The following is a 22,632-nucleotide window of genomic DNA, read 5'->3' as shown; positions in this document are numbered from 1 at the left end:
AGCACCGCTATTCCTTTGCCGGGAAGGGCCGGGCCGCTCGATACTGCGGCGATGACCGCCCCCGCGCTCCCGCTCACCGGCGCCCAGCAGGCTGCCCTGCGGCACTTGCGCGCGGCGGGGCGCGCGGACCGCGACCGCGCGCTCGACCGGCTCGGAGCGCACGGCGTCACCGCAAAGGCCGCCGCCGCTCTGATCGCGGATCTGTGCGCCCACGCGCGCGTGACCCTCAATTTCCATCCGGACCGGCTGCTCCCCGACGGGCGCACCACGGTCGCCGAGCGGCTCGCGGCCGACGGCCGTTACCGCGGCCAGTACGAGACGGGCCTGTCGAACGGCAGCCGCAGCGCGCACCCGGGCGGCCTGCGCGACGGCTGGGAAGAGCGGTTGTTCGGCGGGGCGTACACGGGCGCGGCCGCCGTGGAGCGGCCCAAGTACGGCGCGCTGAACGTGATGCGCCACGCGGACGGGGCCGCACCGCGCTTCGGGTCCTGCCATGTGCGGCTGCGGCCGGAGGCGACCGCGCGGGCCACCTTCTGTTTCGGGGACAGCCATGTCGGGCCCGCCGATGTGGGCACAGCCGATGCGCTGTACCCCGTGCTGGCCGCGCTGGTGGAGGACGCGGGGACGAGTGGGCAGTCCCTCGGCGTCGCGCGCGCGGACCCGGTGGCGGTGATCCGCGGACTGCCGCGCCCGTCGGGCCCGTCGGGTCCGTCCGGAGTCGGGCGTTCGCTGGACTTCTATGTGGAGGCGCAGGTGCACGGCGACGTGGACCTGGCCAGGGACGCGGAGGCGCTCGTCCTCGATCCGTCGTTCCGCGGCACCCGCGCCGGCGAACTCCTCGTCGGCCTCGGGCCCCCGGTGGAGTGGCACGCCGGGTACGTGCTGCGACCCGAGGGCCGGGACGCCGACCTCGCGGACTTCCGCGGGCCCGTGCTGCCGGCGGTCGCGGCGCGCGTCCGCGCGGAGTTCACCTGCGACGGCGGCGTGGACGCGGCCGCCGTCGGGCGGGCCGCCGCGGACGCGGTCAGGTCACCGCAGGGCTGGGCGGCGTACGGGACCCGGGACGAAGTGGCGCAGTACCTCAAACAGTTGTGGCACTGCGTCGTGCGCTTCGGGACGAGCGCGCGGGAGCGCCGGCCCGCCCGGACAGCAGGAAGTGGCGGCGGCGCAGCAGCGGCCAGGTCGCGACGCCGATGGCCAGGGCCAGCAGGTGACCCCAGCTCGTCATCGGGTCGGTGAACGCGATCAGGTCCTGGAGGAGCATCGCCGCGAACCCGCCCAGCACCAGCAGGCGCGGCCACGGTGTGAGCAGCCCGGCCAGCGCCCCGATGCTCGCGGCGACGCCGAAGCTGATGCCGTAGTCGAGGCGGTGCAGCGAGCTGTCGGGGAGGTGTCCCGCCATCACCGAAAGGCCCACGGGGATCTCGGTGGCCAGGGTCGCCAGGACATGGCCGAGCAGGAAGACACCGGCTGTGCGCAGGCCGCCTATGCGCCGCTCCAGAGCGGTCAGCACGACGACGAACGCGATCACGAACGGTGAGGTGATGCCGCCCGCGATCCACAGTGCGCTGGCCACGAGCACCAGTACCGGCGACTGCGCCAGATGGGTTACATCGGTGCTGGATGCACGGAGTGCGGCGGAGACCGTGTCCGGGTCGGCGAACTCCATGAACAGGGATGTGCCGAGGAGGACGAGGGCGTACGTGAAGGTGAAGGGGGTCCCGGCCGGTGCGGGCAGCAGCCGCCAGGGCCGCAGGCGGCGGCGCGGGCCGGTCTCCGCGACCGGGGGCCGCGGCTGTGCCGGGATGCCGTTCAGCGGACGCGGTGCCTCGGGAGCGGGCGCCGTCTCGACGGCGGTCGTCACGCCTGGTTCCACGTGAGCCACCCCTTTCCGAACCTTTCGAACGGATCCGCACCGGCGGATCCAGCCCAGACTTCGCCCCACCCGGCGCCCCTGTCTATGACAGGCGCCATGTGAGACCCGAATCACAGCAACCTCACAGATGCGGATGGCGTCCGCAACGGGCGCCCGGAAACGCACAGTAGCCTCGCGCCGACCTCAAGTAACGGAGTGCAATCCGCGGCCGCCCGAGAACAATGGCCGCATGCCCGACAGCTTCCCCACCGAACCGCCCACCGTCCTCGACCGCCGCACCGGCCCGCACGGCGAAGTCGTCCTGCGCCGCCACGGCGACCTGCTCCAGATCATCGCCAACGGCACGTTCCTGATGGACACCTCCGACGGGCGCTCCGAGCGGCTGCTCATCGACGCGGCACTCGCCGAACTCCCCGCCGCCCGGCCCGGACCGAGCCTCCTGATCGGCGGGCTCGGCGTCGGGTTCTCCCTGGCCCACGCGGCGGCCGAGCCCCGCTGGGGCCGCATCACCGTCGTGGAACGCGAACCGGCCATCGTCGACTGGCACCTGACAGGACCGCTGCGCGCCCTGTCCGCCGCGGCCGTCGCGGACGAGCGCACGGAGATCCTCGAGGCCGACCTGGTCCGCCACCTGCACACCACGTCGGTCACGTACGACGCCCTCTGCCTCGACATCGACAACGGTCCCGACTGGACCGTCACCGAGGACAACAACGGCCTTTACTCCCCCGCCGGAGTTGGCACGTGTCATGCCCGTCTGAATCCCGGCGGTGTACTGGCCGTCTGGTCCGCACAGCCCTCCGCAAATTTCGAAGGAACCTTGCGGAATGCCGGATTCCGGACGGTCCGCACCGAAGAGATCCCCGTTGTCCGAGGCGTACCCGACGTGGTGCACCTCGCAGTACGGGCCGCGTAGCCGACCGGCGGTAACTCCCCGTACGCTGACGTCCGAAACCCAGATCATTCAAGCGTCAAGCGCGTCAGGACGGCGCGCATTCAGGGGCGGGGCGATGGAGCAGACACACACCTCCCACAACGGCGGCACGGCGACCCCCGGCGCTCAGCGCCGGGTTCTGGTCGTCGAGGACGACCCCACGATCGTGGACGCCATCGCCGCCCGGCTACGGGCCGAGGGATTCCTCGTGCAAACCGCACAGGACGGACCGGCGGCGGTCGACACGGCTGAGGCATGGCAGCCCGACCTGCTGATCCTCGACATCATGCTGCCCGGATTCGACGGCCTGGAAGTCTGCCGTCGCGTACAGGCGCAGCGACCGGTGCCGGTCATGATGCTGACGGCTCGCGACGACGAGACGGACATGCTCGTCGGGCTCGGCGTCGGGGCCGACGACTACATGACCAAGCCGTTCTCCATGCGGGAACTGGCGGCGCGGGTCCACGTACTCCTGCGCAGGGTCGAACGGGCGGCGCTCGCCGCGGCGACCCCCCGCAGCGGCATCCTCCGCCTCGGCGAACTGGAGATCGACCACGCACAGCGCCGCGTGCGGGTCCGGAGCGAGGACGTCCATCTCACTCCGACCGAGTTCGACCTCCTGGTGTGCCTGGCGAACACCCCCCGTGCCGTCCTCTCCCGTGAGCAGCTGCTCGCCGAGGTCTGGGACTGGGCGGACGCCTCGGGCACCCGCACCGTGGACAGCCACATCAAGGCGCTGCGCCGGAAGATCGGCGCGGAGCGGATCCGCACCGTGCACGGTGTGGGGTACGCGCTGGAGACGCCGACCCCGTCATGAGCCCTGGCGCCGGGGACCGGGCACCGTACGGCCGCCCGCACAGGCCGCATCCCCTCAACCAGTGGGCGTCGGGCGGCCTGCGCCCCTTCTCGATCAAGGCGAAGCTCGGCACGCTCGTCGTCGTCTCCGTCTTCATCACCACGGGCCTGCTCATGGTGGCGATGTACACGGCGACGGAGCTGCGCTTCATCACCGTGTTCTCGATCATCGCGACCCTGCTGATCACGCAGTTCGTGGCACACAGCCTCACCGCACCGCTCGACGAGATGAACACGGTGGCCCGGTCCATCTCCAACGGCGACTACACCCGACGGGTCCGGGGCGCGGACCGCCGTGACGAGCTCGGCGACCTGGCGGTCACGATCAACCGCATGGCCGACGAGCTGGCGGCGCAGGACCAGCAGCGCAAGGAGCTGGTGGCGAACGTCTCGCACGAGCTGCGCACCCCGATCGCCGGGCTGCGCGCGGTCCTGGAGAACGTGGTCGACGGCGTCATGTCGGCCGACCCCGAGACCATGCGCACCGCGCTGAAACAGACGGAGCGGCTCGGCCGGCTCGTCGAGACCCTCCTCGATCTGTCCCGCCTCGACAACGGCGTGGTCCCGCTCAAGTCCCGCCGCTTCGAGGTCTGGCCGTATCTGTCCGGCGTGCTCAAGGAAGCGAACATGGCGGTGTCCCAGCGCGCGGGCATCGCCTCCGGCTCCGGCACCCATACGCGGACCGACGTCCATCTCCACCTCGACGTCTCCCCGCCGGAGCTGACGGCGCACGCCGACCCGGAGCGGATCCACCAGGTCGTGGCGAATCTCATCGACAACGCCGTGAAGCACTCGCCGCCGCACGGCCGCGTCACCGTACGGGCGCGGCGCGGCCTCACCCCCGAGTCGCTGGAGCTCGAGGTGCTCGACGAGGGGCCGGGTATCCCGCAGTCGGAGTGGCACCGGGTCTTCGAGCGCTTCAACCGGGGCAACAACGGCAAGGGGAAGGGTGACGGCGGCACGGGACTCGGCCTCGCCATCGCGCGCTGGGCCGTGGACCTGCACGGTGGCCGGATCGGCGTGGCGGAATCCGAGCGCGGCTGCCGCATCAAGGTCACCCTTCCGGGAGAGCCGCGAACGCAAAGTTGACGTAGGGTTTCGGTCAGGCGGAGGTCAAGCCGTGCCCTGACGTTTCCGAACGTGCCGGGCGCGTGTCCGAACGTACCGAAACCCCGGTTGTTTCCCGCCATTTCCCGTCGCGAAACGTACCTTCCGATGTGACTTACGCTACGGATCACCGGCCCGGTCTGCACGTCCCGCTGATGGAGGCGTAGCCTTTATTCCCGCTGTCCATCACCTTGTGAGAAGCGGAAGAGGGCGGTTACCGCCGTGTCGCCACAGTCCCCCAGTAACTCGAGTATCTCGACCGAGACCGACCAAGCCGGGCAGGGAAAAAACCCTGCCGCCGCCTTCGGTCCCAATGAGTGGCTCGTCGACGAGATCTATCAGCAGTACCTCCAGGACCCGAATTCGGTTGACAGAGCCTGGTGGGACTTCTTCGCCGACTACAAGCCAGGTGCCGCAGCCGCGGGGGCTGCGCCGACCGCGGCGCCGGCCCAGAAGCCCGCGGCCCCGGCCCAGCCGGCACCCGCCGCGCAGGCTCCGGCCGCCGCCACACCGGCCCCGGCCCCAGCTCCCGCGAAGCCCGCCGCCGCGGCGCCCGCACCTGCTGCCGCCCCGGCCCCCGCGCAGCCCGCCGCCGCGAAGCCCGCGCCCGCCACCCCCGCTCCGAAGAAGGCTGAACCAGTGACGACCGAGGCCCCCGCCGGCCCCGAGTTCGTGACGCTGCGCGGTCCCGCCGCCGCCGTCGCGAAGAACATGAACGCCTCCGTCGAGGTCCCCACGGCCACGTCCGTGCGTGCGGTCCCGGTGAAGCTGCTGTTCGACAACCGCATCGTCATCAACAACCACCTCAAGCGCGCCCGTGGCGGGAAGATCTCCTTCACGCACCTCATCGGGTACGCGATGGTGCAGGCCATCAAGGCCATGCCGTCGATGAACTACTCCTTCGTGCAGAAGGACGGCAAGCCGACCCTGGTCAAGCCGGAGCACATCAACTTCGGCCTCGCCATCGACCTGGTGAAGCCCAACGGCGACCGTCAGCTGGTCGTCGCGGGCATCAAGAAGGCCGAGACGCTGAACTTCTTCGAGTTCTGGCAGGCCTACGAGGACATCGTCCGCCGCGCTCGCGACGGCAAGCTCGGCATGGACGACTTCACCGGCGTCACGGTCTCGCTGACCAACCCCGGCGGCCTCGGCACCGTCCACTCGGTGCCGCGTCTGATGCCCGGCCAGTCGGTCATCATGGGCGTCGGCTCGATGGACTACCCGGCGGAGTTCCAGGGCACGTCCCAGGACACGCTGAACAAGCTCGGCATCTCGAAGGTCATGACGCTCACGTCGACCTACGACCACCGGGTCATCCAGGGCGCCGCCTCCGGCGAGTTCCTGCGCGTCGTCGCGAACCTGCTCCTCGGCGAGCAGGGCTTCTACGACGAGATCTTCAAGGCCCTGCGCATCCCCTACGAGCCGGTCCGCTGGCTCAAGGACATCGACGCCTCGCACGACGACGACGTCACCAAGGCCGCGCGGGTCTTCGAGCTGATCCACTCCTACCGGGTCCGCGGCCACGTCATGGCCGACACCGACCCGCTGGAGTACAAGCAGCGCAAGCACCCCGACCTGGACATCACCGAGCACGGTCTGACGCTCTGGGACCTGGAGCGCGAGTTCGCCGTCGGCGGTTTCGCCGGCAAGTCGATGATGAAGCTGCGCGACATCCTCGGTGTGCTGCGCGACTCGTACTGCCGCACCACCGGCGTCGAGTTCATGCACATCCAGGACCCGAAGCAGCGCAAGTGGATCCAGGACCGCATCGAGCGCTCGCACTCCAAGCCGGAGCGCGAGGAGCAGCTGCGCATCCTGCGCCGGCTGAACTCGGCTGAGGCCTTCGAGACCTTCCTGCAGACGAAGTACGTCGGCCAGAAGCGCTTCTCCCTGGAGGGCGGCGAGTCCGTCATCCCGCTGCTCGACGCGGTCATCGACTCCGCCGCCGAGGCCCGCCTCGACGAGGTCGTCATCGGCATGGCCCACCGCGGCCGGCTGAACGTGCTGGCCAACATCGTCGGCAAGTCGTACGCGCAGATCTTCCGCGAGTTCGAGGGCAACCTCGACCCGAAGTCGATGCACGGCTCCGGCGACGTGAAGTACCACCTGGGCGCCCAGGGCACCTTCACCGGCCTGGACGGCGAGCAGATCAACGTCTCGCTGGCCGCCAACCCGTCCCACCTGGAGACGGTCGACCCGGTCATCGAGGGCATCGTCCGCGCCAAGCAGGACATCATCAACAAGGGCGGCACGGACTTCACGGTCCTGCCCGTCGCCCTGCACGGTGACGCGGCCTTCGCGGGCCAGGGTGTGGTCGCCGAGACGCTCAACATGTCGCAGCTGCGCGGCTACCGCACGGGCGGCACGGTCCACATCGTCATCAACAACCAGGTCGGCTTCACCGCCGCCCCGGAGTCCTCGCGCTCCTCCATGTATGCCACGGACGTGGCCCGCATGATCGAGGCGCCGATCTTCCACGTGAACGGCGACGACCCCGAGGCCGTCGTCCGCGTTGCCCGTCTGGCCTTCGAGTTCCGCCAGGCGTTCAACAAGGACGTCGTCATCGACCTCATCTGCTACCGCCGCCGCGGTCACAACGAGTCGGACAACCCGGCGTTCACGCAGCCGCTGATGTACGACCTGATCGACAAGAAGCGCTCGGTGCGCAAGCTCTACACCGAGTCCCTCATCGGTCGCGGCGACATCACCCTGGAAGAGGCCGAGCAGGCGCTGCAGGACTTCCAGGGCCAGCTGGAGAAGGTCTTCACCGAGGTCCGCGAGGCCGTCTCGGCCCCGGCCGAGGCGCAGCTCCCGGACCCGCAGGCCGAGTTCCCTGTGGCCGTGCAGACGGCGATCACCCAGGAGACCGTCAAGCGGATCGCAGAGTCCCAGGTCAACATCCCCGACAACGTCACGGTGCACCCGCGTCTGCTGCCGCAGCTGCAGCGCCGCGCCGCGATGATCGAGGACGGCACGATCGACTGGGGCATGGGCGAGACCCTCGCCATCGGCTCCCTCCTCCTGGAGGGCACCCCGGTGCGCCTGTCCGGCCAGGACTCGCGCCGCGGCACCTTCGGCCAGCGCCACGCGGTCCTCATCGACCGGGAGACCGGCGAGGACTTCACCCCGCTGCTCTACCTCTCGCCCGAGCAGGCCCGCTACAACGTCTACGACTCGCTGCTCTCCGAGTACGCGGTCATGGGCTTCGAGTACGGCTACTCGCTGGCGCGTCCCGAGTCGCTCGTGCTCTGGGAGGCGCAGTTCGGCGACTTCGTCAACGGCGCGCAGACGATCGTCGACGAGTACATCTCGGCCGCCGAGCAGAAGTGGGGCCAGACGTCCGGCGTCACCCTGCTCCTGCCGCACGGCTACGAGGGCCAGGGCCCGGACCACTCCTCGGCCCGTATCGAGCGCTTCCTCCAGCTCTGCGCGCAGAACAACATGACGGTGGCCATGCCCACCCTCCCGTCGAACTACTTCCACCTCCTGCGGTGGCAGGTGCACAACCCGCACCACAAGCCGCTGGTGGTCTTCACCCCGAAGTCGATGCTGCGCCTCAAGGCCGCCGCGTCGAAGGTCGACGAGTTCACGACGGGCGGCTTCCGTCCGGTCATCGGCGACGAGTCGGTGGACGCGAAGGCGGTCCGCAAGGTCGTCTTCGTGTCGGGCAAGCTGTACTACGACCTCGAGGCCGAGCGGAAGAAGAGCGGCGTCACCGACACCGCGATCATCCGTGTCGAGCGCCTGTACCCGCTGCCGGGTACCGAGCTCCAGGCCGAGATCGCCAAGTACCCGAACGCCGAGAAGTACCTGTGGGCGCAGGAGGAGCCGGCGAACCAGGGTCCCTGGCCGTTCATCGCGCTCAACCTGATCGACCACCTGGACCTGGCGGTCGGCGCCGACATCCCGGGCGCGGAGCGGCTGCGGCGCATCTCGCGCCCGCACGGCTCCTCCCCGGCGGTCGGCTCGGCCAAGCGTCACCAGGCCGAGCAGGAGCAGCTGGTGCGTGAGGTGTTCGACGCGTAAGGCTCTCCCGTAGCGGACACATGCCGAAGGCCTGGCCCTCTCTCTTCGCGAGAGGTGCCAGGCCTTCGGCGTGCGCGACCAGGGTCCTAGATGGGCTGTGGCTCGAAATCCCAGTAGGGCAGCCGTTGTTCGAGGATGTAGCGGGTCTGCGGATGATCGGGGCCGAGGAGTTCTCCGAGCTGGTCGGCCGCCTGCCGGCGCAGCTCCCTCGCTTCCGGCGCGCGGCCGACCTCTTCGTACGAAGCGGCGAGCCCGGCGAGCAGACTGATCGTCAGGACGTGGACGTCACCGAGCACCGTCCGCGCGAGCGCCAACGTCGTGTCGCCCAGTTCGACGGCGGACTCGTGGTCGCCCACCGACGCGTACGCGGCCATGGCGTTCTTCGCGCAGCCGACGGCCCACGGGTGCCCCCGCCCCACGGCGTCGGCCATCCGACGGGTCACGTCCTCGCAGATCCGCAGCGCCGCGCGCCCCTCCCCGCGTTGGCGGAGCACGGTCGCGATGTTGTCACGGGCCCCGATCGCGTACGGGTGTTCGTCGCCCTGGAGCACCGCGTAGTGCTCCGCCGTGGCCTCGGCCAGTTCCAGTGCCTCGGTCAGGTCACCCATTTCGCGCAGCAGCATCGCGTAGTCGCAGGAGACGAGGAGTGCGTGCGGGTGCTGCTCGCCCCATCGGCTGAGCACCTTCTCGCGTACCCCGCGCATCAGGGCATGGGCGACGTCGATCTCCCCGTCGCGCCGGGTGCACAGTGCGAGGTTGTGCTCCGCCTCCAGGGTCTGGCTGTGGTGCCGGTCGAGTACCTGGCCGTGCAGCCGGGAGTTGTGTCCCTGGATGGCGAGGGCCTCCTGGTAGCGGCCGAGCAGACGGAGCATCCAGGCGGTGCGCAGCGCGGAGTTGAGCGTGAGGGCGTGCTTGCCTCCGAGCAGCCGCACGCGCGTCTCGAACGTCTGCTGGTGCAGGACGAGCGCTTCCTCGTAGCGGCCCTGCAGACCGATGGCGACAGCGAGGTTGCTGCGGATGGAGAGCGTTCTCGGGACCTCGTCGCCCCCCAGTTCGGCGACGGCGCGGGCCTCCGCCTCCTTGAAGAGTGCGTGGGCCTCGTCGTAGCGGCCGAGTGCCATGAGGGTGCCACCGAGGCCGTCCTTCGCGCGGATGAGTTCGATGGGCCTGACCTCCGGACTGTTCGAGAGCAGGTCGTGGACCCGGATGCCCACGGCCTCCGCCTCGACCAGATGTCCCAGTGAGCGGAGGTTGTTGGCCAGCTGGTGCTCCGCCACGAGCACCTCCCTGTCGGCGGGGCCGTAGACCTTCCGCCAGGCCTCGACGGCTCGGTCGCTCAGCCACCGGCCGTCGGCGTGCTCACCGCGCATCCGCAGGTACTCGATGCAGTTGAGGATGAGCGCCCGTACGTCGGCGTCCTCGGCCTGCAGCGCGCCCGACGGTTCGAGATGCGGGATCAGCGCGGCATAGCGGGCCCAGTTGCCCGGCGACGCCGCATCGCGCGGGTCGGCGTCGACCAGGACCCGGCGGGCCACCCTCGCGTACTGTGCGGCGTCCTCGGGCGCCTGCACGGAGCGCACGTACCGGTGGAAAAGGCGGTGCATGCGGACCGTGCGCACCACCTGGATGTCCCGGGGGCCCTCCTCGTACTCGACCCACATGGACGTGACCTCGGAGAGCCGCCGCAGCGCGGCGTTCCAACTGCTGGGTTCCCTGACGAGGTCGGCGAGAGCGTCCGGCAGCCCGTGCGGCCGGGCCGTCTGCAGGAGCCGCACGGGGACGACTTCGGGGGAGAAACAGGCCAGCAGGTTCAGCAGCTGCCAGGCCGGGTCGGATTCCTGGCGCAGGGTGTTGAGCAGCCTGGCCCAGGCGACCTGGTAGCCGTAGGGGTACTCCGGCGACGGGACGACGCTGCCCGCGACGTCAGGGAGTCCTACTTCGAGGTCGTGGATGAACGCGTCCACGTCGGCCATCGGGTTGAGGTCGAGCCAGGAGGCCATCTGGTCGAGCAGCAACGGCACGTCCTGCACGGCGGCGGCCAGTTGGTTCGCGCGGGGCTCGGTGAGCCGCTCGGAGCGGCGCACGGCGAGGGCCACGGACTCCATGCGCTCGAAAGGCGGCACGGCGATCGGCTCGGCGTGCCGCGCCCACTCGGTGCTCAACGCGGTGACCAGGACGTGGCCGCCGCGGCCGCCGTCCCACTCGGGCAGCAGATCGGCGATGCGGTCGGGTGCGTCCGCGGCATCGAGCACCAGCAGCCAACGCCGGTCCGTCGTGGCCAGTTCGTGCTGCACGGCGCGGATCACCGCGGACAGTTCGCCCGGTGCTTCCAATCCGAGGCGCGGCGCGAGTTCGGCGAACTGCTGGCGGGCGGTGATGCGCCCGGTGGCGTCGACCCACCACACGATGTCGTAGTCGCCCGAGAACCGGTGTACGTACTCCAGCGCCACCTGCGTCTTGCCGATGCATCCCGGCCCGTGCAGCACGACGGTGCCGATGCCCTGCTCGGCGGCGCCGAACTGGTCGTACACCTGTTGAAGCAGGTCGAACCGGCCGAGGAAACGCGGGTTGCGGCGCGGCGCCTTCCACACGTCGAGCGGATCGTCGGGGAAGCGGGGCTCCGATGTGCCCGTCCCGGCAGGGCCGCCGTCCGGATCGTCGAGTGCGTCGAACGCGTCGGGTACGTCCATGCCGACGCACTCCAGGACCCTGGCGGCAGCCGCCGCGGGGCGCAGGCTGCGCAGGCCGACCGGGGAGAGCGGCATGACGGCGTCGGGAAGCGGACGGGTGGTGACAGAGACCGCCGACACCCGATCTTGGTACTGGGGCAGTACGTTGCTCACCACCTCGGTCCAGGCCTCGAAGCGGCGGGTATCGAGCCGCTCGAACCAGTCGTCGATGACGATGAGCACCCGCCCGGGGCCGCCGAGCAGATCGGTGATCGCCCCGGGCGCGGGTGGCCTGCGCAGCGGGTTCCAGCGCACCAGAGCGGTGGCGCCGCCGGCCTCGCTGATCCGGCTCTCGATCCACCGCGCCCACGACTCGCTCTGCCCCGCGAAGACCACCGTGACGTGGGCGGACTCACCCTGCATGTGCCTGTCCCCTTCGAACCGCCCTGTCACGAGCGTGCACAGGTAATTCAATTGTGTGTCAAAACCGTTTCAGTGGCAGCCAGTTGGGACAGATTTCGACAATTCCAACTCGTGGTTCAGTCGGCCGGCCACATGCCGGATCAGCCGCTCCAGATCGGCGCAGTACACGCTGGGGTTCTTGAACCCGGAGTGCGGCTCGTACCGGTGCACGTAATTGCCGCCCCCGCACATCCTCCCGACCGGACACGAGCGGCACTCCTCCGCCAGCGCACGCTCGCCGATCTGCCGCGCCGCCACACCGGGATGGCGGAGGGCGTCGTCGAAGCGGTTGCGGAACACGTCGAGCCCCGTCGCGGGCGCCCCTTCGTACGCCGATTTCAGCGAATCGACCTGTTCGATCGCCCCGTCCGTCTCCACGACGATGGCGGCCAGGGGCGACAGGCCGACGGCCTCGACGGCGCTGGGCGCCCCCAGCAGGACCGCCACGATCTCGTGGAACAGCCTGACCCGCGTCCCGCGGTCCGTCCCCCGGCCCCCCATGTCCCACCAGGCGTCGAAGACCCGCACCAGCCAGTCGCCGTACGGGCTCGCGTCCGGCCGGTGCCGTCCCGGCGCGCGGCCCGCGGTGAGCCCCTGCGGCACGGCATCCCAGTTCCCGTGCGGCAGAAGGAAGTCGATGCCGGGCGGCCGCAACTCGAGCAGCGACTCGAACACCGCGACGGGGTCGGCGGCGAGGTCGATGGTGCACAGGATCCCCGCGTACGCCTCGGGACGCCCGGCCAGCCTCCCGGCCGCCGCGCGCGCGGCCTGCCAGGCCGGGCGTCCCGCGTGATCGACCCTGCGGGTGTTGTGCCCGGCGCGGCCGCCGTCGAGGCTCAGCCCGACCCTGATTCCCGCGGCGTGCAGCCGCTCCAGTACCGGTTCCGTGAGCAACGTCCCGTTGGTCTGCACGGTGGCGAGGACACGGCAGGACGCCGGCACGGCCTCCCGCACGGCGGCGACGTAGTCGAGCACCGGGCCCGGCCCCCCGAGCAGCGGCTCGCCCCCGTGCAGCTCCACCCGGATGCGGGTCAGCCCGTGGGTGACGACGTGCTCCGCGATACGTGCGGCGGCCGCCCGCTGCGTCCGGCTGTCGGCCCGGGCCGGGCGGTCGCGCCAACTGCCGTCCCTGGAGTGGTAGATGTAGCAGTACGAGCAGTCCAGGTTGCACCGGCTGTGCACTTTCAGCACGAACTGCCGCAGCGGGACCGGCGTGTGCTGCCGGGTGTCCAGCGTGTCGTGCGGCCAGCGCGGGACGGGCGCGCTCACGGGGCGTCCTCGTACTGGGCCACGGTGCCGTCCTCGTCGTCCGCCCGGCGTCGTACGTCGAGGAGGACGGCCGCGAGGCGCGGGTGCGCGGTGTGGTCAGGGGGCGCGAAGGCGGGCAGCGGCGTGCCCGGGTCGGAGATGTCCTCGCCTCTGGGGGATGTCATGGGGCGGGTGCCGCCTCCGGGGGGAGGAGGCGGGCGCGGTCGGCTTCGAGCACGGCGCGCAGATCGGGGTCGCGTACGAGAGCGAGCGCTTCCTGGAAGGCGGCTTCGGCCTCGGGCTTACGGCCGATCTCGAACAACGCGCCCCCTCTGCTCCCCAGCAGTCCGGCGACCAGGTCGGCCTCGTCGGTCTCGCGCGCGGCTTCGAGCGCCTCGGCCAAGTAGCTCAGGGCGGAGCGCAGTTGGCCACGCCGGCCGGTGCGAGCGGCGAGCTGGATCGCCGCGTCCGCGCGCATGCCGAGGCACTGGGCACGCAGCACCGGTCGATCGAAGCCGAAGCCGCGTGCCGCTTCCGCCAGTATCCAGTCCGCCTCGTGCAGGTCGGTCACGACGCCCTCGACCATGTAGCGCGTGAGGCAGGCGTGGCCGAGCCTCATCCGGTGGTACGGCAGGTCCGGCCCGTCGGCAGGCGTCGCGGCGACGACCTCACGCAGCGCCTCGACAGCGGTGTACACATACGTCGCGTCGGGGCTGTCCTGGGAAAGTTCCAGCGTCGCCCGCTCAAGGAGCATCTCGCTGTAGTCCTGGAGCAATTCATGTCGGCGGTGATCGTCCTCGCCCAGCAGTTCCAGTGTCTGGGCGTAGGCGGCGACAGAAAGGTCCAATGCCTGCTGATCGGCGTCGGAGCGGTAGAGGCCACCGTACAGAGCCGCGATGCGACTCAAAGGTTCGTAGCGCAGCTCCGGCGCCTCCCCTGCGGCATCGAGCGCCCGCCGCAGTTCGGCGGCCGATTCGTCCGCCGCGTCTCCCAGCAGTTCCCCCGCACGGGCAAGGCCGAGGTGCGCTTCGGAGAGTGACTCACCGGGCTCATCGCCCAGTGCGTCCACCACTGCTCGATAGTCCTCCCTCGCGGCCTCGGCATGGCGGACCGTGGCAGCGGCGTCCACCCCGTCGGCACCGTCGAGCACCAGCTCACCGGCGTAGAGGTCCGCCAGATGAAGATGCGCCTCGGCGCGCACCTGGCGCCCCGCCACGGCGTCGTCCTCCAGCAGCGCGCCGGCCACTTCGATGCAGCGCTCCATGTGGTCGATGAACCAGGCCCGCTCACTCTCCGCAGGGAAGTGCCCTCCTGGCTCGGCAAGATGGACCTGCCACGCCAATAGAGCGTGCGTCTGCGCGAGGAGCCGCCGCGTCGTCGCCAACATCCCGCGCCCGACGGCCGCGTCGAGGTCGACCCGCACCGTGGCGCCGAGCACATCGGTGCAGCGCCGGAGAAGCTCTACGGCCGCCCAGTCCTTGGCGGGCCTCTCCTCGGTGGCGAGCGAGCGTGCCCAGTCACGCAGCTCGGCGGGAAGCTGCCCCACCTGCACCTGGTCCTGATCCGTTGCTACTGCCAGCCCGCTGAGCACCCCCGCGAAGTGGGCCTGTCCCACCACGGAGAGCTCCGGGGCAGCCGTGAACAACTGCAGGGCCCTGCTCACATCGTCCGGGGCCGACCTTGCCCGCCAGCGCTGGTACAGCGCCCAGCCCAACGCCTCCGCCGCCCGCCGTTGCTGCTCCCCCTGCGCCGCGTCGCGCAGGGTCTCCTCGAAGAGCCGTACGGCCCGGTCCAGTTCGCGCGTCTCGCCCTCGTCCAGATACGCGGCGAAGGCCAGATCGCCCTCCTCGAACACCTCCTCCCACTCCAACGGGGCTCCGCCGCCGCCCCCGCCGGGAATCTCCACTCCCGGCGCCAGATCCCGCAGCACCTCCATCGACACCTCGGCGAACGCCCGCAGCCCGGGCGGCTCCCCGCTCCCCGCGCCGAGCGCGGGCTCGGCCGACAGCTCCGTGCCGGGGGCCGGGACGCGGCCGTGCAGGACCGCGGCGGCGAGGGCCGGAAAGTTGCGGGCGGCGCGGCCGAAGCGGCGCTCCACGTAGTCGGAGCAGTGCTTGAGGAGCAGCTGCGCGTCCTGCGGATCGAGGCGGGAGCGCAGCGCGGTGGCCACGTCCGGCAGGAAGTCGTAGCGGACGGCGTCCGGGTCCGCGGCCTCGTCGCGGCGCCGGACCAGTCCGCTGAGCAGCACCTCGGCCAGGACTTCGGGCCCACTGTCGGCGAGCATGGCGTGCTGCACGAGCCGCATGACGGGCAGATACAGCGGCACTGTGGAGAGGGCGACGACCAGTTGCCGTGCGGGCGGCGACGCCTGGTTCAGGAAAGCGCGTACGCGCTCCGCACCGGCGATGTCCTGCCGGGCGCGCACCGGGCTGTCGGACGCGGGATGGATGGCACTGACCCAGCCCGCCGCCGCACGCAGTGAGCGCCCGGTGGCCCCCGACATGAGGCGGGCCCAGCCCTCTACGGAGGAGCGGCGCAGGGCGAGGACGGGTACGGGCAGTCTGCCGTGCGCCGCGGGGCCCCGCTCCGGGACGAACTCCAGTCGCCTTGCCGGGCCCTCGCGCCGGTGGAGGACACCGCGCCGGGCGGGCAGATGGGTGCGCTGCCACATCCGCTGGGGCAGCGGCTGCACCACGGCGACCGGCGCGGACTGCGCCCATGCGTGGAGGAGTTGCTGAATGTGCCCGCTGCGCCACATGGGCCCGGCGCAGTCGCTCAGCAGCAGGGTGATGCGGTGTCCGGTGGGGTCGGCGAGCAGACGCGGGTCGCGCAGTCGCGCGGGGCTGCCGCCCATCGGGGTGTGGCCGGGCCTTCCCGCACTGTCCGCGAACAGGAAGTGCACCTGTACGTCACGGAAGGCGCCGGCCCGCTCGCAGGCGTCGCGCAGTTCGTCGAGGGCCTGGCGCCAGACGACCGTGGAGGTGGACATGTCCATCACGAGCAGCAGGCGCGCCTCCCGGCGTCGCCGGGGCCGCAGCACGGGGACGAGCAACCCGTCCGCTCGTGCCGCGAGTTCGGCGGTGGCCTCCTCGTCGAGGAGCCGGGCGGGCCGGCGGCCGGGCGGCCTGTAGTGCTGCAGCGGCCGCAGAGCGCGCTGCAGCCCCAGGGCATCCGGAAGCGCGGGGGCGGCCGGCACCCGCACGGCCGCGGTACGTAACCCGTGCGCGCTGTCCGCGGTCGCCGTGGGGACGAACAGACGCCCCGTGGCGGGCCCCCCGAGCCGCTCGGAACCGCCACCGGAAGAAGCCTGCCCCGGTGGCGCCGGGGGCGGGCTCGGCGGGGTGCCCGGGGCGCCGGGTACGTCCGGCGGGAGAACGGGCCGCGCCTCGCCTGCCACCGGGGTGCCGGAGCTCTCGCCCAGGTGCCTGGCCAGCCACACGGCGTCGGCGAGCTCCCCGGCCAGGGGGTCGAGCTCGGCCTGCCGCAGGCGCTGCGCGAGTGCGGTGAGGAGGGCACCCGCATCCTTCGCGGACACCGGTCACCGAAGCCCGTGGTCGAGTGGCTGCATCAGCAGGTCGGCGAGGTCCTCGCGCTGCCGTTCGGACTGGCCGCGGACCGCGTGCTGGGTGAGGAAGAGGGCATTGAGCAACTGGTCGGTGGGGCGCAGCGCGCCGTCCGCCTCGGCGGCGGTGAAGAGTTCGACGATGTCCCGGTTCGCCTCGTACGAGCCTTCGCCGAAGTGCGCCTGTACGAGCGCGGCGAGCCGCTGCTCCCGTGGCGCCTGGAGATCGAGGGTGACGCAGCGGCGCAGCAGCGGCAGGGGGAACTCGCGCTCCCGGTTGCTGGTCATCACCACGACGGGGAACGCCTTGCAGCGCACCACACCGTTCTTGACCTTCACCCGCCGCCCGTCGTCGGTGAGGACGTCGACCTCGGCCCTCCGGTCGGCGATCCGCTCCAGCTCGGGGATGGCGAACCTACCCTCCTCCAGCACGTTCAGGAGGTCGTTGGGGAGGTCGATGTCGCTCTTGTCCAGCTCGTCGACGAGCAGCACGCGGGGCCGGTCGGCGGCGATCAGCGCGGTGCCGAGCGGCCCGAGTTTGACGTAGCGGCCGACGTCCTCGGAGATCCCGTCCGCCCCGCCCCGGTCGAGCTGCGCGTCGTGCAGCCGGCCGATGGCGTCGTAGGTGTACAGGCCGTCCTTCAGCTCCGTGCGGCTGACGACCGGCCACTCCAGGACCCGGCCGAGGCCGAGTTCGTACGCGAGGGAGTGCGCGAGCGTCGACTTGCCCGCGCCGGGGTCTCCGGTGACGAGCATGGGGCGCCTCAAGTAGAGGGCCGCGTTGACGAGTTGGAGCGCTTTCGAGTCCTGTACGGGTAACAGCGGCGCCGAGCTCCCGAGCCGCCGCGTGGTCGCGGAGTCGATCTCCGGCACGTCGTACGGCGTCGGCTCGGCATCGAAGGCCCGCCAGGGTGGGGGCTCGGGCAGGCTGTCGATCCTGCCCGGATCCGGGGCGCCACTGCCCTGGTACACGAACCATCCGGTCACGGTGTGCTCCCCCTCGGCGGTCGCCCGCTCTCCACGGCTTGGCCGGCCAGGGTGGCGAACACCCGGTACGGGCCCCTGAAAATGTACCCGCCTCCCCCTCGTCGACCGCTCCCTTTCGGCCATCCCGGGCGCCCGGGTGCTGCCGACGGCCTCACAGCGGTGCGTCCACGACGCCGAGACCCGCGCCGGGCAGCGGACGTTCGGGATCGTCATAGAGCAGCGCGAGCGGCTCGGCCCAACGGGATCCGGTGTGCCGGTCGCTGATCTCCTTCCGCAAGTGCCTGATGCGGTCGGGGAGTTCGTCAAGGGCGTCGATGCCCCGCAAGTATTCGGCCACCTGTGCGTGCAGGTCGTCACAGTGTGCGGCGCAGCCGCGCGCCGAGTGCCCCTCGATGTGCCACAGGGCCACGGGGTGGCCGCTGTCGAGCACCGCCGCCATCGTGTCGAGTCCCAGGCCACGCCCCGCGGCGCGACACAACACGGGCACGCTCGCGGCGGGCAGCTTGGCGTAACGGGCGGCCTGCGGGGTGCGGCCCCGCTCCGGCACCCGGTACGCCTCCAACGGACGCCCCTCGCCGAGACCCCGCCAGCGATCGGCCCACGCGCCTTCGTCGGGTTCGGCACGCCGCGCGAGGTCACGTACGACGACCTGCCGCTTCGCTCCCAGATACGCGTGGTCGTCGAGGGCGGCGACGGTGGCGAACCGCCACCGGTGCACTCCGATGTCGAACTCCCCTGCGGGGAGGGCGACTTCGAGGGGCACGGGGCGGCGTTCACGGTCTCCGGACCGGAACGCCCGAGCGAGGGGCGGACCGAGCAGATGCGTCAGTTCCTCGGCCGGCCAGCCCTCGACGGAGGGGTCCGCCGCGGTCATCCGGGGCTCGCCTTCGCCGTCATCGAGCCAGACCTGCCAGAAGAAGCGCGTGGGACTCACCCCGATGACCGGGTCGAGCACCACGGTGACGACCGGCCTGCCGTCACCCTGCGACGGGTACCGCACGACGGCGCGGGGCGGGCCGTCGGGGCGCGGCCGCAGTTCGTCCGGCAGCCGCGCCTCGGTGACCAGTGCGGAGAGCGCGGACTCCGGGTGCTCGGCGAGCCGGTCGTCCACCCAGGCGGCCAGTTCCTCGAGCGTCGCGTCGACGGCTTCGCTCCGGTCGCGTTCGGCCACGTACGCGCCGACGAGGGTGAGATAGCGGAGCGCGACCAGCGGGGACAGGAGGCGCGAGCCGTCCTGGAGCAGGCCGTACCCGTCGCGCCAGCACACCGGGCCCTGCGCCTGTCCGGGCCACTGCTGCTCGCTGCGGGCGGCGAGGGCGAGCCGGCGTACGGCATGCGCCTCGGCCGGCTGGGGCAGCCCCGCGAGGAACCGCAGTGCGGTGCGGCGGTCGCGCGGAGTCCAGGCGCCAGGACCGGGCACCGCCTCGGCGTCGAGCTCCTTGGTCTGGAGGTCGATCCAGCGATCACCACGCCCCCGAGTGCGGTGCCGCTTGCCGTGCCACTGATCGTGCGCGACGACCAGGTCACGGTAGTGGGCGCCGAACCCGCGCAGCGCAAGGGTGGAGACCGCCGCTCCACCGTCGCGCTCCAAGCGCCGGGACTTGACCACGCCGACGACGGCGCCGCTTTCCGCGTCGAGCAGGGGGCCGCCGGAGACTCCGTTGGGGAAGTCGGCATCGGGTCTGAAGCGCAGACCGTTGGTGCCGTCGAGGACGTTCGTCTCCGCGTTGACGCTCCAGGGCACGACGCGCCGGCCCGCTCTCCCCTCCTCCATGCGGTAGCCGTGCACCCGCAGCGGCCCGGTGTGCCGGACCGCGCGCTCCGAGAGCCAGACGCACTCGTGCTCGACGTCGGCGTCCAGGAGCCGGACGAGAGCGAGGTCCTCGTCGGCGGGGACAGCCGGTTCCGCGGAGTCGCGCAGCAGCCAGCCCAGAAGACGGGCACGGAGCGGTATGTCGTCGTTGACCTTGCTGCCCCGCACCCCGAACACCGTGTCGGTGCGCCCGTTGAGATGGGGTCTGAGCACGTGGGCCGCGGTGAGCACGAGCCCCGGCGCGACGAAGAAACCGCTGCCCCACAGCCCGGGGCCGTCCATGCCGTCCGGCAGCAGATGTACGGTTGCGGCCTGCGCGAGGGAGTCGAGGTGAGAACCCTCCTGGATCATCGGTTGGGGCCGGCCTCCGAGGCAGCGCCGTGCTCGTCGCCGAAGGTCCAGCCCAACGTCACCTGGATCGACGCCTTGGCCTCGCCGGAAGCGAGCACCGCGAGGGCCCCGCCGGACTTCGCCGTCAGCTCGACACCGAAGGTGATCTCGGCCTGATCCGGCCCCGCGGCGCGTGCGGCGTCGAGCACGGACTGCCCCACCCCGCGCACGAGTTCACCGAGTTGCTCGACTTTCACGGCGGCGCCGTCGAGCAACCCGATGTCCTGGTCGTCTCCACCGTAGGCGTCGGACGTGGTGAGCCGTGCGTGCACGACAGCCCCGCCCGGCAGAGTGATCTTCTGAATACCGCTCATCGAGCCCCCCCGTTCAACCCCACATGTCCACATCATGTGGTGCGATGAGATTAGGCGTCCGTCACTTCCCTGGCGAGCCTCGTTGGGCGTGATCCGGCCACGCTTGCGAGGCGGATGCGTAGGCTGGCCGAGAACAATCACGGATCAGGACGCAGGAGAGCTGTTCATGTACTTCACCGACCGCGGCATCGAAGAGCTGGCGAAGCGGCGCGGCGAGGAGGAAGTCACCTTCGAGTGGCTCGCCGAGCAGCTCCGTACGTTCGTCGATCTGAACCCGGATTTCGAGGTGCCGGTGGAGCGCCTGGCCACGTGGCTGGCGCGACTGGACGACGAGGACGAGGACGACGAGTAGTCCCTGACCGGGAGCAGTCCCTTCAGTCCCTGACCGGGGGTAATCCCTTCAGTCCCTGACCGGGAGCAGTCGCCGACCGGTTCGGGGATTCAGTCGCGGGCCGCGCGGATCCTGTCGTACGCGAGTCCGAGCGCGCCGTGCCCGAGCAGCAGGGCGCCGGCCGTGAGCCAGCCGCCGCTGCGCCGCCGCAGGCCGTGCAGCGTGAGCGGCACTCCGGCCGCGAGCTGGGCGGCGGCGAGGCAGCGCGCCCTGGGGCCGCGCATCCAGGGGCCGACGCCGGTGTTCTCCACGACGTCGAGTTCGGCGTGGACGGCGTCCCGCCAGCCCGACCACTCGACCGTCTCGGCGTCGGCCTGAACCCGGGCCACCTCGCGCAGCCTGTCGGCCGGTTCGCCGGGGGTCAGGCCCGCGGGGAGTTCGAGGCCGGTGCGGGTGAGGACGGCGAGCAGACCGAGCAGCCGGGCCCGGGCGTCGGCCGCGGTGTCGGCCTCGGTCAGCGCGTGGAGGGACTGCACGTCGTGCACCGGGTCGAGGCCGAGGCGGGCGGCGAAGGTGCGCATGGCCTCGTCCTCGCCGACCGGGGTGCCGTTCGCGAGCCAGACGTAGCCGACCGGCCGGCGGAAGCCCGAGGCCAGCGTGAATCCGCTGCGGTCGGCGTCCCACCACAGGGCGAGCACGGGCCAGGGCGCGCCGACGGCGAGCGCGCCGGCCCAGCCGCCGAGGACCCGGTCGACGGGTTCGCCGCCACTGTCCGTCGCGGCCAGCCACGGTTTGCCCTCCGGTACGAGGACGCTCCACTCGCGCCCGGCTCCGACGAGCAGCATCCGCTCACGCAGCAGCTGGGCGGCGGGGCCGACGGTGGCGGCTTCGGCGCGGCAGAGCAGCAGCGCACCGGCGGGTTCGGGGGACGGCATGGCTCCACGCTAGGGCAATTAGCCAGATTTAGACCACAAATAGGCCCTTTGGGGGGCCTCTCCGCCGGGCACGAGGTCGCGACTGTCTTGACTTCTCACATCCGCGATATATCGTGTTTGGCACAGGACGCGATATGGCGCGTTCGCTCCGGAGGAGGTCGCACCATGCCCGAGTGGTCCGTCGCGGAGCCGCAGAAGCTCGCCTTCGACGAGCCGGTGACGGCCCTGCACATACGCATCGTCAACGGAACGGTGAACGTGGTGGGCACCGACGAAGGTTCCGCCCGCCTGGAGGTCTCGCGGATAGAGGGGCCGCCGCTGCGGGTCACGCAGGAAGGCGGCACGCTCGCCGTCGCCTACGACGACCTGCCCTGGAAGGGCTTCCTCAAGTGGCTCGACCGCAAGGGCTGGCACCGCAGCGCGGTCGTCTCGCTCGCGGTACCGAGCGGTACGCGGGTCGAGCTCGGCGCGGTCGGCGCGGGCGCCGTGGTCTCCGGCCTGGCGGGGGCGACGGAGGTGAAGAGCGTCACCGGCGACACCACCCTCGTCGGCGTCACGGGTCCGGTGCGCACGAGCACGGTCTCCGGCAGCCTTGAGGCGCAGGCCGTCACCGGCGACCTGAGGTTCAGCTCGGTCTCGGGCGATCTGACCGTCGTCGAGGGCTCGGGCTCCTTCGTGAAGGCCGACACCGTGAGCGGCTCGATGGTCGTGGACCTGGACCCGACGGGGCCCACGGACGTGAGCCTGACGAGCGTCTCCGGCGAGATCGCCATCCGCATCCCGCACCCGGCGGACACGGAGGTCGAGGCGAACACGGCGAGCGGCGCGGTCTCCAACGCCTTCGACGGACTGCGGGTCTCCGGCCAGTGGGGCGCACACAAGATCGCCGGTCGGCTCGGCGCGGGCACCGGCGCCCTGAAGGCGAGCACGGTCTCCGGCTCGATCGCCCTGCTCCGCAGGCCCCCGGGCGAGGACGACAGCCCGTTCGACGCGCCGGCACCGATGGGCGCGACACCGGGCGGCCCCGCGCCGTCCACCCCCTCCGACGACCCCTCCGACGACTCCTCCGATGGGCCTTCCCATGGCCCCGCCGGTGCCCCCGCCGACAAGAAGGTGCTCTGAC

15 protein-coding genes and 1 pseudogene are annotated in these 22,632 nt (G+C 71.5%); 7 read left to right on the top strand and 9 right to left on the bottom strand.

Features of this window, described 5'->3' with window-relative positions:
* Nucleotides 1–51 precede the first annotated feature (51 nt).
* A pseudogene (locus ACIREE_RS02450) lies at nt 52–1,053 on the top strand (DUF3626 domain-containing protein); the annotation flags it as partial.
* Between the two features lie 28 nt (nt 1,054–1,081).
* Here the strand turns inward: ACIREE_RS02450 and ACIREE_RS02445 are convergent.
* The gene (locus tag ACIREE_RS02445) at nt 1,082–1,864 is read right to left on the bottom strand and encodes a rhomboid-like protein (RefSeq protein ID WP_404145055.1); all 783 of its coding nucleotides are present in this window, start codon (nt 1,862–1,864) and stop codon (nt 1,082–1,084) included.
* Nucleotides 1,865–2,105: 241 nt separating this feature from the next.
* Here ACIREE_RS02445 and ACIREE_RS02440 point away from each other — a divergent pair, with 241 nt between their 5' ends.
* From ACIREE_RS02440 to ACIREE_RS02425, 4 genes are all read left to right on the top strand, one after another.
* Entirely contained in the window at nt 2,106–2,792 is a 687-nt protein-coding gene (locus ACIREE_RS02440) for a spermidine synthase (RefSeq protein WP_404145053.1), read from the top strand.
* Between the two features lie 94 nt (nt 2,793–2,886).
* Complete coding sequence (locus ACIREE_RS02435; RefSeq protein WP_404145051.1) at nt 2,887–3,627, top strand: response regulator transcription factor; 741 nt, start codon at nt 2,887–2,889, stop codon at nt 3,625–3,627.
* Nucleotides 3,624–4,754 carry an ATP-binding protein gene (locus ACIREE_RS02430; protein WP_404145049.1) on the top strand — a complete coding sequence of 377 codons (1,131 nt, stop codon included), beginning with the start codon at nt 3,624–3,626 and terminating at the stop codon, nt 4,752–4,754. The genes ACIREE_RS02435 and ACIREE_RS02430 overlap by 4 nt, the downstream gene beginning before the upstream one ends.
* A gap of 240 nt (nt 4,755–4,994) precedes the next feature.
* Nucleotides 4,995–8,798, top strand: a complete 3,804-nt coding sequence (locus ACIREE_RS02425; protein WP_404145047.1) for a multifunctional oxoglutarate decarboxylase/oxoglutarate dehydrogenase thiamine pyrophosphate-binding subunit/dihydrolipoyllysine-residue succinyltransferase subunit — start codon at nt 4,995–4,997, stop codon at nt 8,796–8,798.
* An 86-nt stretch (nt 8,799–8,884) separates the two neighbouring features.
* Here the strand turns inward: ACIREE_RS02425 and fxsT are convergent, their stop codons facing one another.
* The 7 genes from fxsT to ACIREE_RS02390 all read right to left on the bottom strand — a co-directional run bounded on the left by fxsT (nt 8,885) and on the right by ACIREE_RS02390 (nt 20,243).
* Nucleotides 8,885–11,890, bottom strand: coding sequence for an FxSxx-COOH system tetratricopeptide repeat protein (fxsT, locus tag ACIREE_RS02420; protein WP_404145045.1), 3,006 nt, complete (start codon nt 11,888–11,890; stop codon nt 8,885–8,887).
* A gap of 69 nt (nt 11,891–11,959) precedes the next feature.
* Nucleotides 11,960–13,198 (bottom strand): FxsB family cyclophane-forming radical SAM/SPASM peptide maturase, encoded by a 1,239-nt coding sequence (locus tag ACIREE_RS02415; protein WP_404145043.1) that lies wholly within the window; start codon nt 13,196–13,198, stop codon nt 11,960–11,962.
* Nucleotides 13,195–13,362 carry a hypothetical protein gene (locus tag ACIREE_RS02410; RefSeq protein WP_404145042.1) on the bottom strand — a complete coding sequence of 56 codons (168 nt, stop codon included), beginning with the start codon at nt 13,360–13,362 and terminating at the stop codon, nt 13,195–13,197. Before ACIREE_RS02410 ends, ACIREE_RS02415 begins: the two co-directional genes overlap by 4 nt.
* Complete coding sequence (locus ACIREE_RS02405; RefSeq protein WP_404145040.1) at nt 13,359–16,712, bottom strand: SAV_2336 N-terminal domain-related protein; 3,354 nt, start codon at nt 16,710–16,712, stop codon at nt 13,359–13,361. The genes ACIREE_RS02410 and ACIREE_RS02405 overlap by 4 nt, the downstream gene beginning before the upstream one ends.
* Before the next feature lie 3 nt (nt 16,713–16,715).
* On the bottom strand, nt 16,716–17,726 hold the full coding sequence (locus ACIREE_RS02400) for an AAA family ATPase (RefSeq protein ID WP_404145038.1): 1,011 nt from the start codon (nt 17,724–17,726) through the stop codon (nt 16,716–16,718).
* A gap of 151 nt (nt 17,727–17,877) precedes the next feature.
* Complete coding sequence (locus ACIREE_RS02395) at nt 17,878–19,890, bottom strand: trypsin-like peptidase domain-containing protein (protein WP_404145036.1); 2,013 nt, start codon at nt 19,888–19,890, stop codon at nt 17,878–17,880.
* The gene (locus ACIREE_RS02390; RefSeq protein WP_404145034.1) at nt 19,887–20,243 is read right to left on the bottom strand and encodes a CU044_2847 family protein; all 357 of its coding nucleotides are present in this window, start codon (nt 20,241–20,243) and stop codon (nt 19,887–19,889) included. The genes ACIREE_RS02395 and ACIREE_RS02390 overlap by 4 nt, the downstream gene beginning before the upstream one ends.
* A 166-nt stretch (nt 20,244–20,409) precedes the next feature.
* Here ACIREE_RS02390 and ACIREE_RS02385 point away from each other — a divergent pair, with 166 nt between their 5' ends.
* Nucleotides 20,410–20,595, top strand: a complete 186-nt coding sequence (locus ACIREE_RS02385; protein ID WP_363196004.1) for a DUF6104 family protein — start codon at nt 20,410–20,412, stop codon at nt 20,593–20,595.
* A gap of 89 nt (nt 20,596–20,684) precedes the next feature.
* Here the strand turns inward: ACIREE_RS02385 and ACIREE_RS02380 are convergent, their stop codons facing one another.
* Nucleotides 20,685–21,509, bottom strand: coding sequence for a hypothetical protein (locus ACIREE_RS02380; protein WP_404145032.1), 825 nt, complete (start codon nt 21,507–21,509; stop codon nt 20,685–20,687).
* A 165-nt stretch (nt 21,510–21,674) separates the two neighbouring features.
* Here ACIREE_RS02380 and ACIREE_RS02375 point away from each other — a divergent pair, with 165 nt between their 5' ends.
* Entirely contained in the window at nt 21,675–22,631 is a 957-nt protein-coding gene (locus ACIREE_RS02375; protein ID WP_404145030.1) for a DUF4097 family beta strand repeat-containing protein, read from the top strand.
* Nucleotide 22,632: the final 1 nt, after the last annotated feature.

The sequence above is a fragment of the Streptomyces sp. NPDC102467 genome (assembly GCF_044765445.1).
Taxonomy (GTDB): Bacteria; Actinomycetota; Actinomycetes; order Streptomycetales; family Streptomycetaceae; genus Streptomyces.
This window is presented reverse-complemented; position numbering and strand designations above follow the sequence as displayed.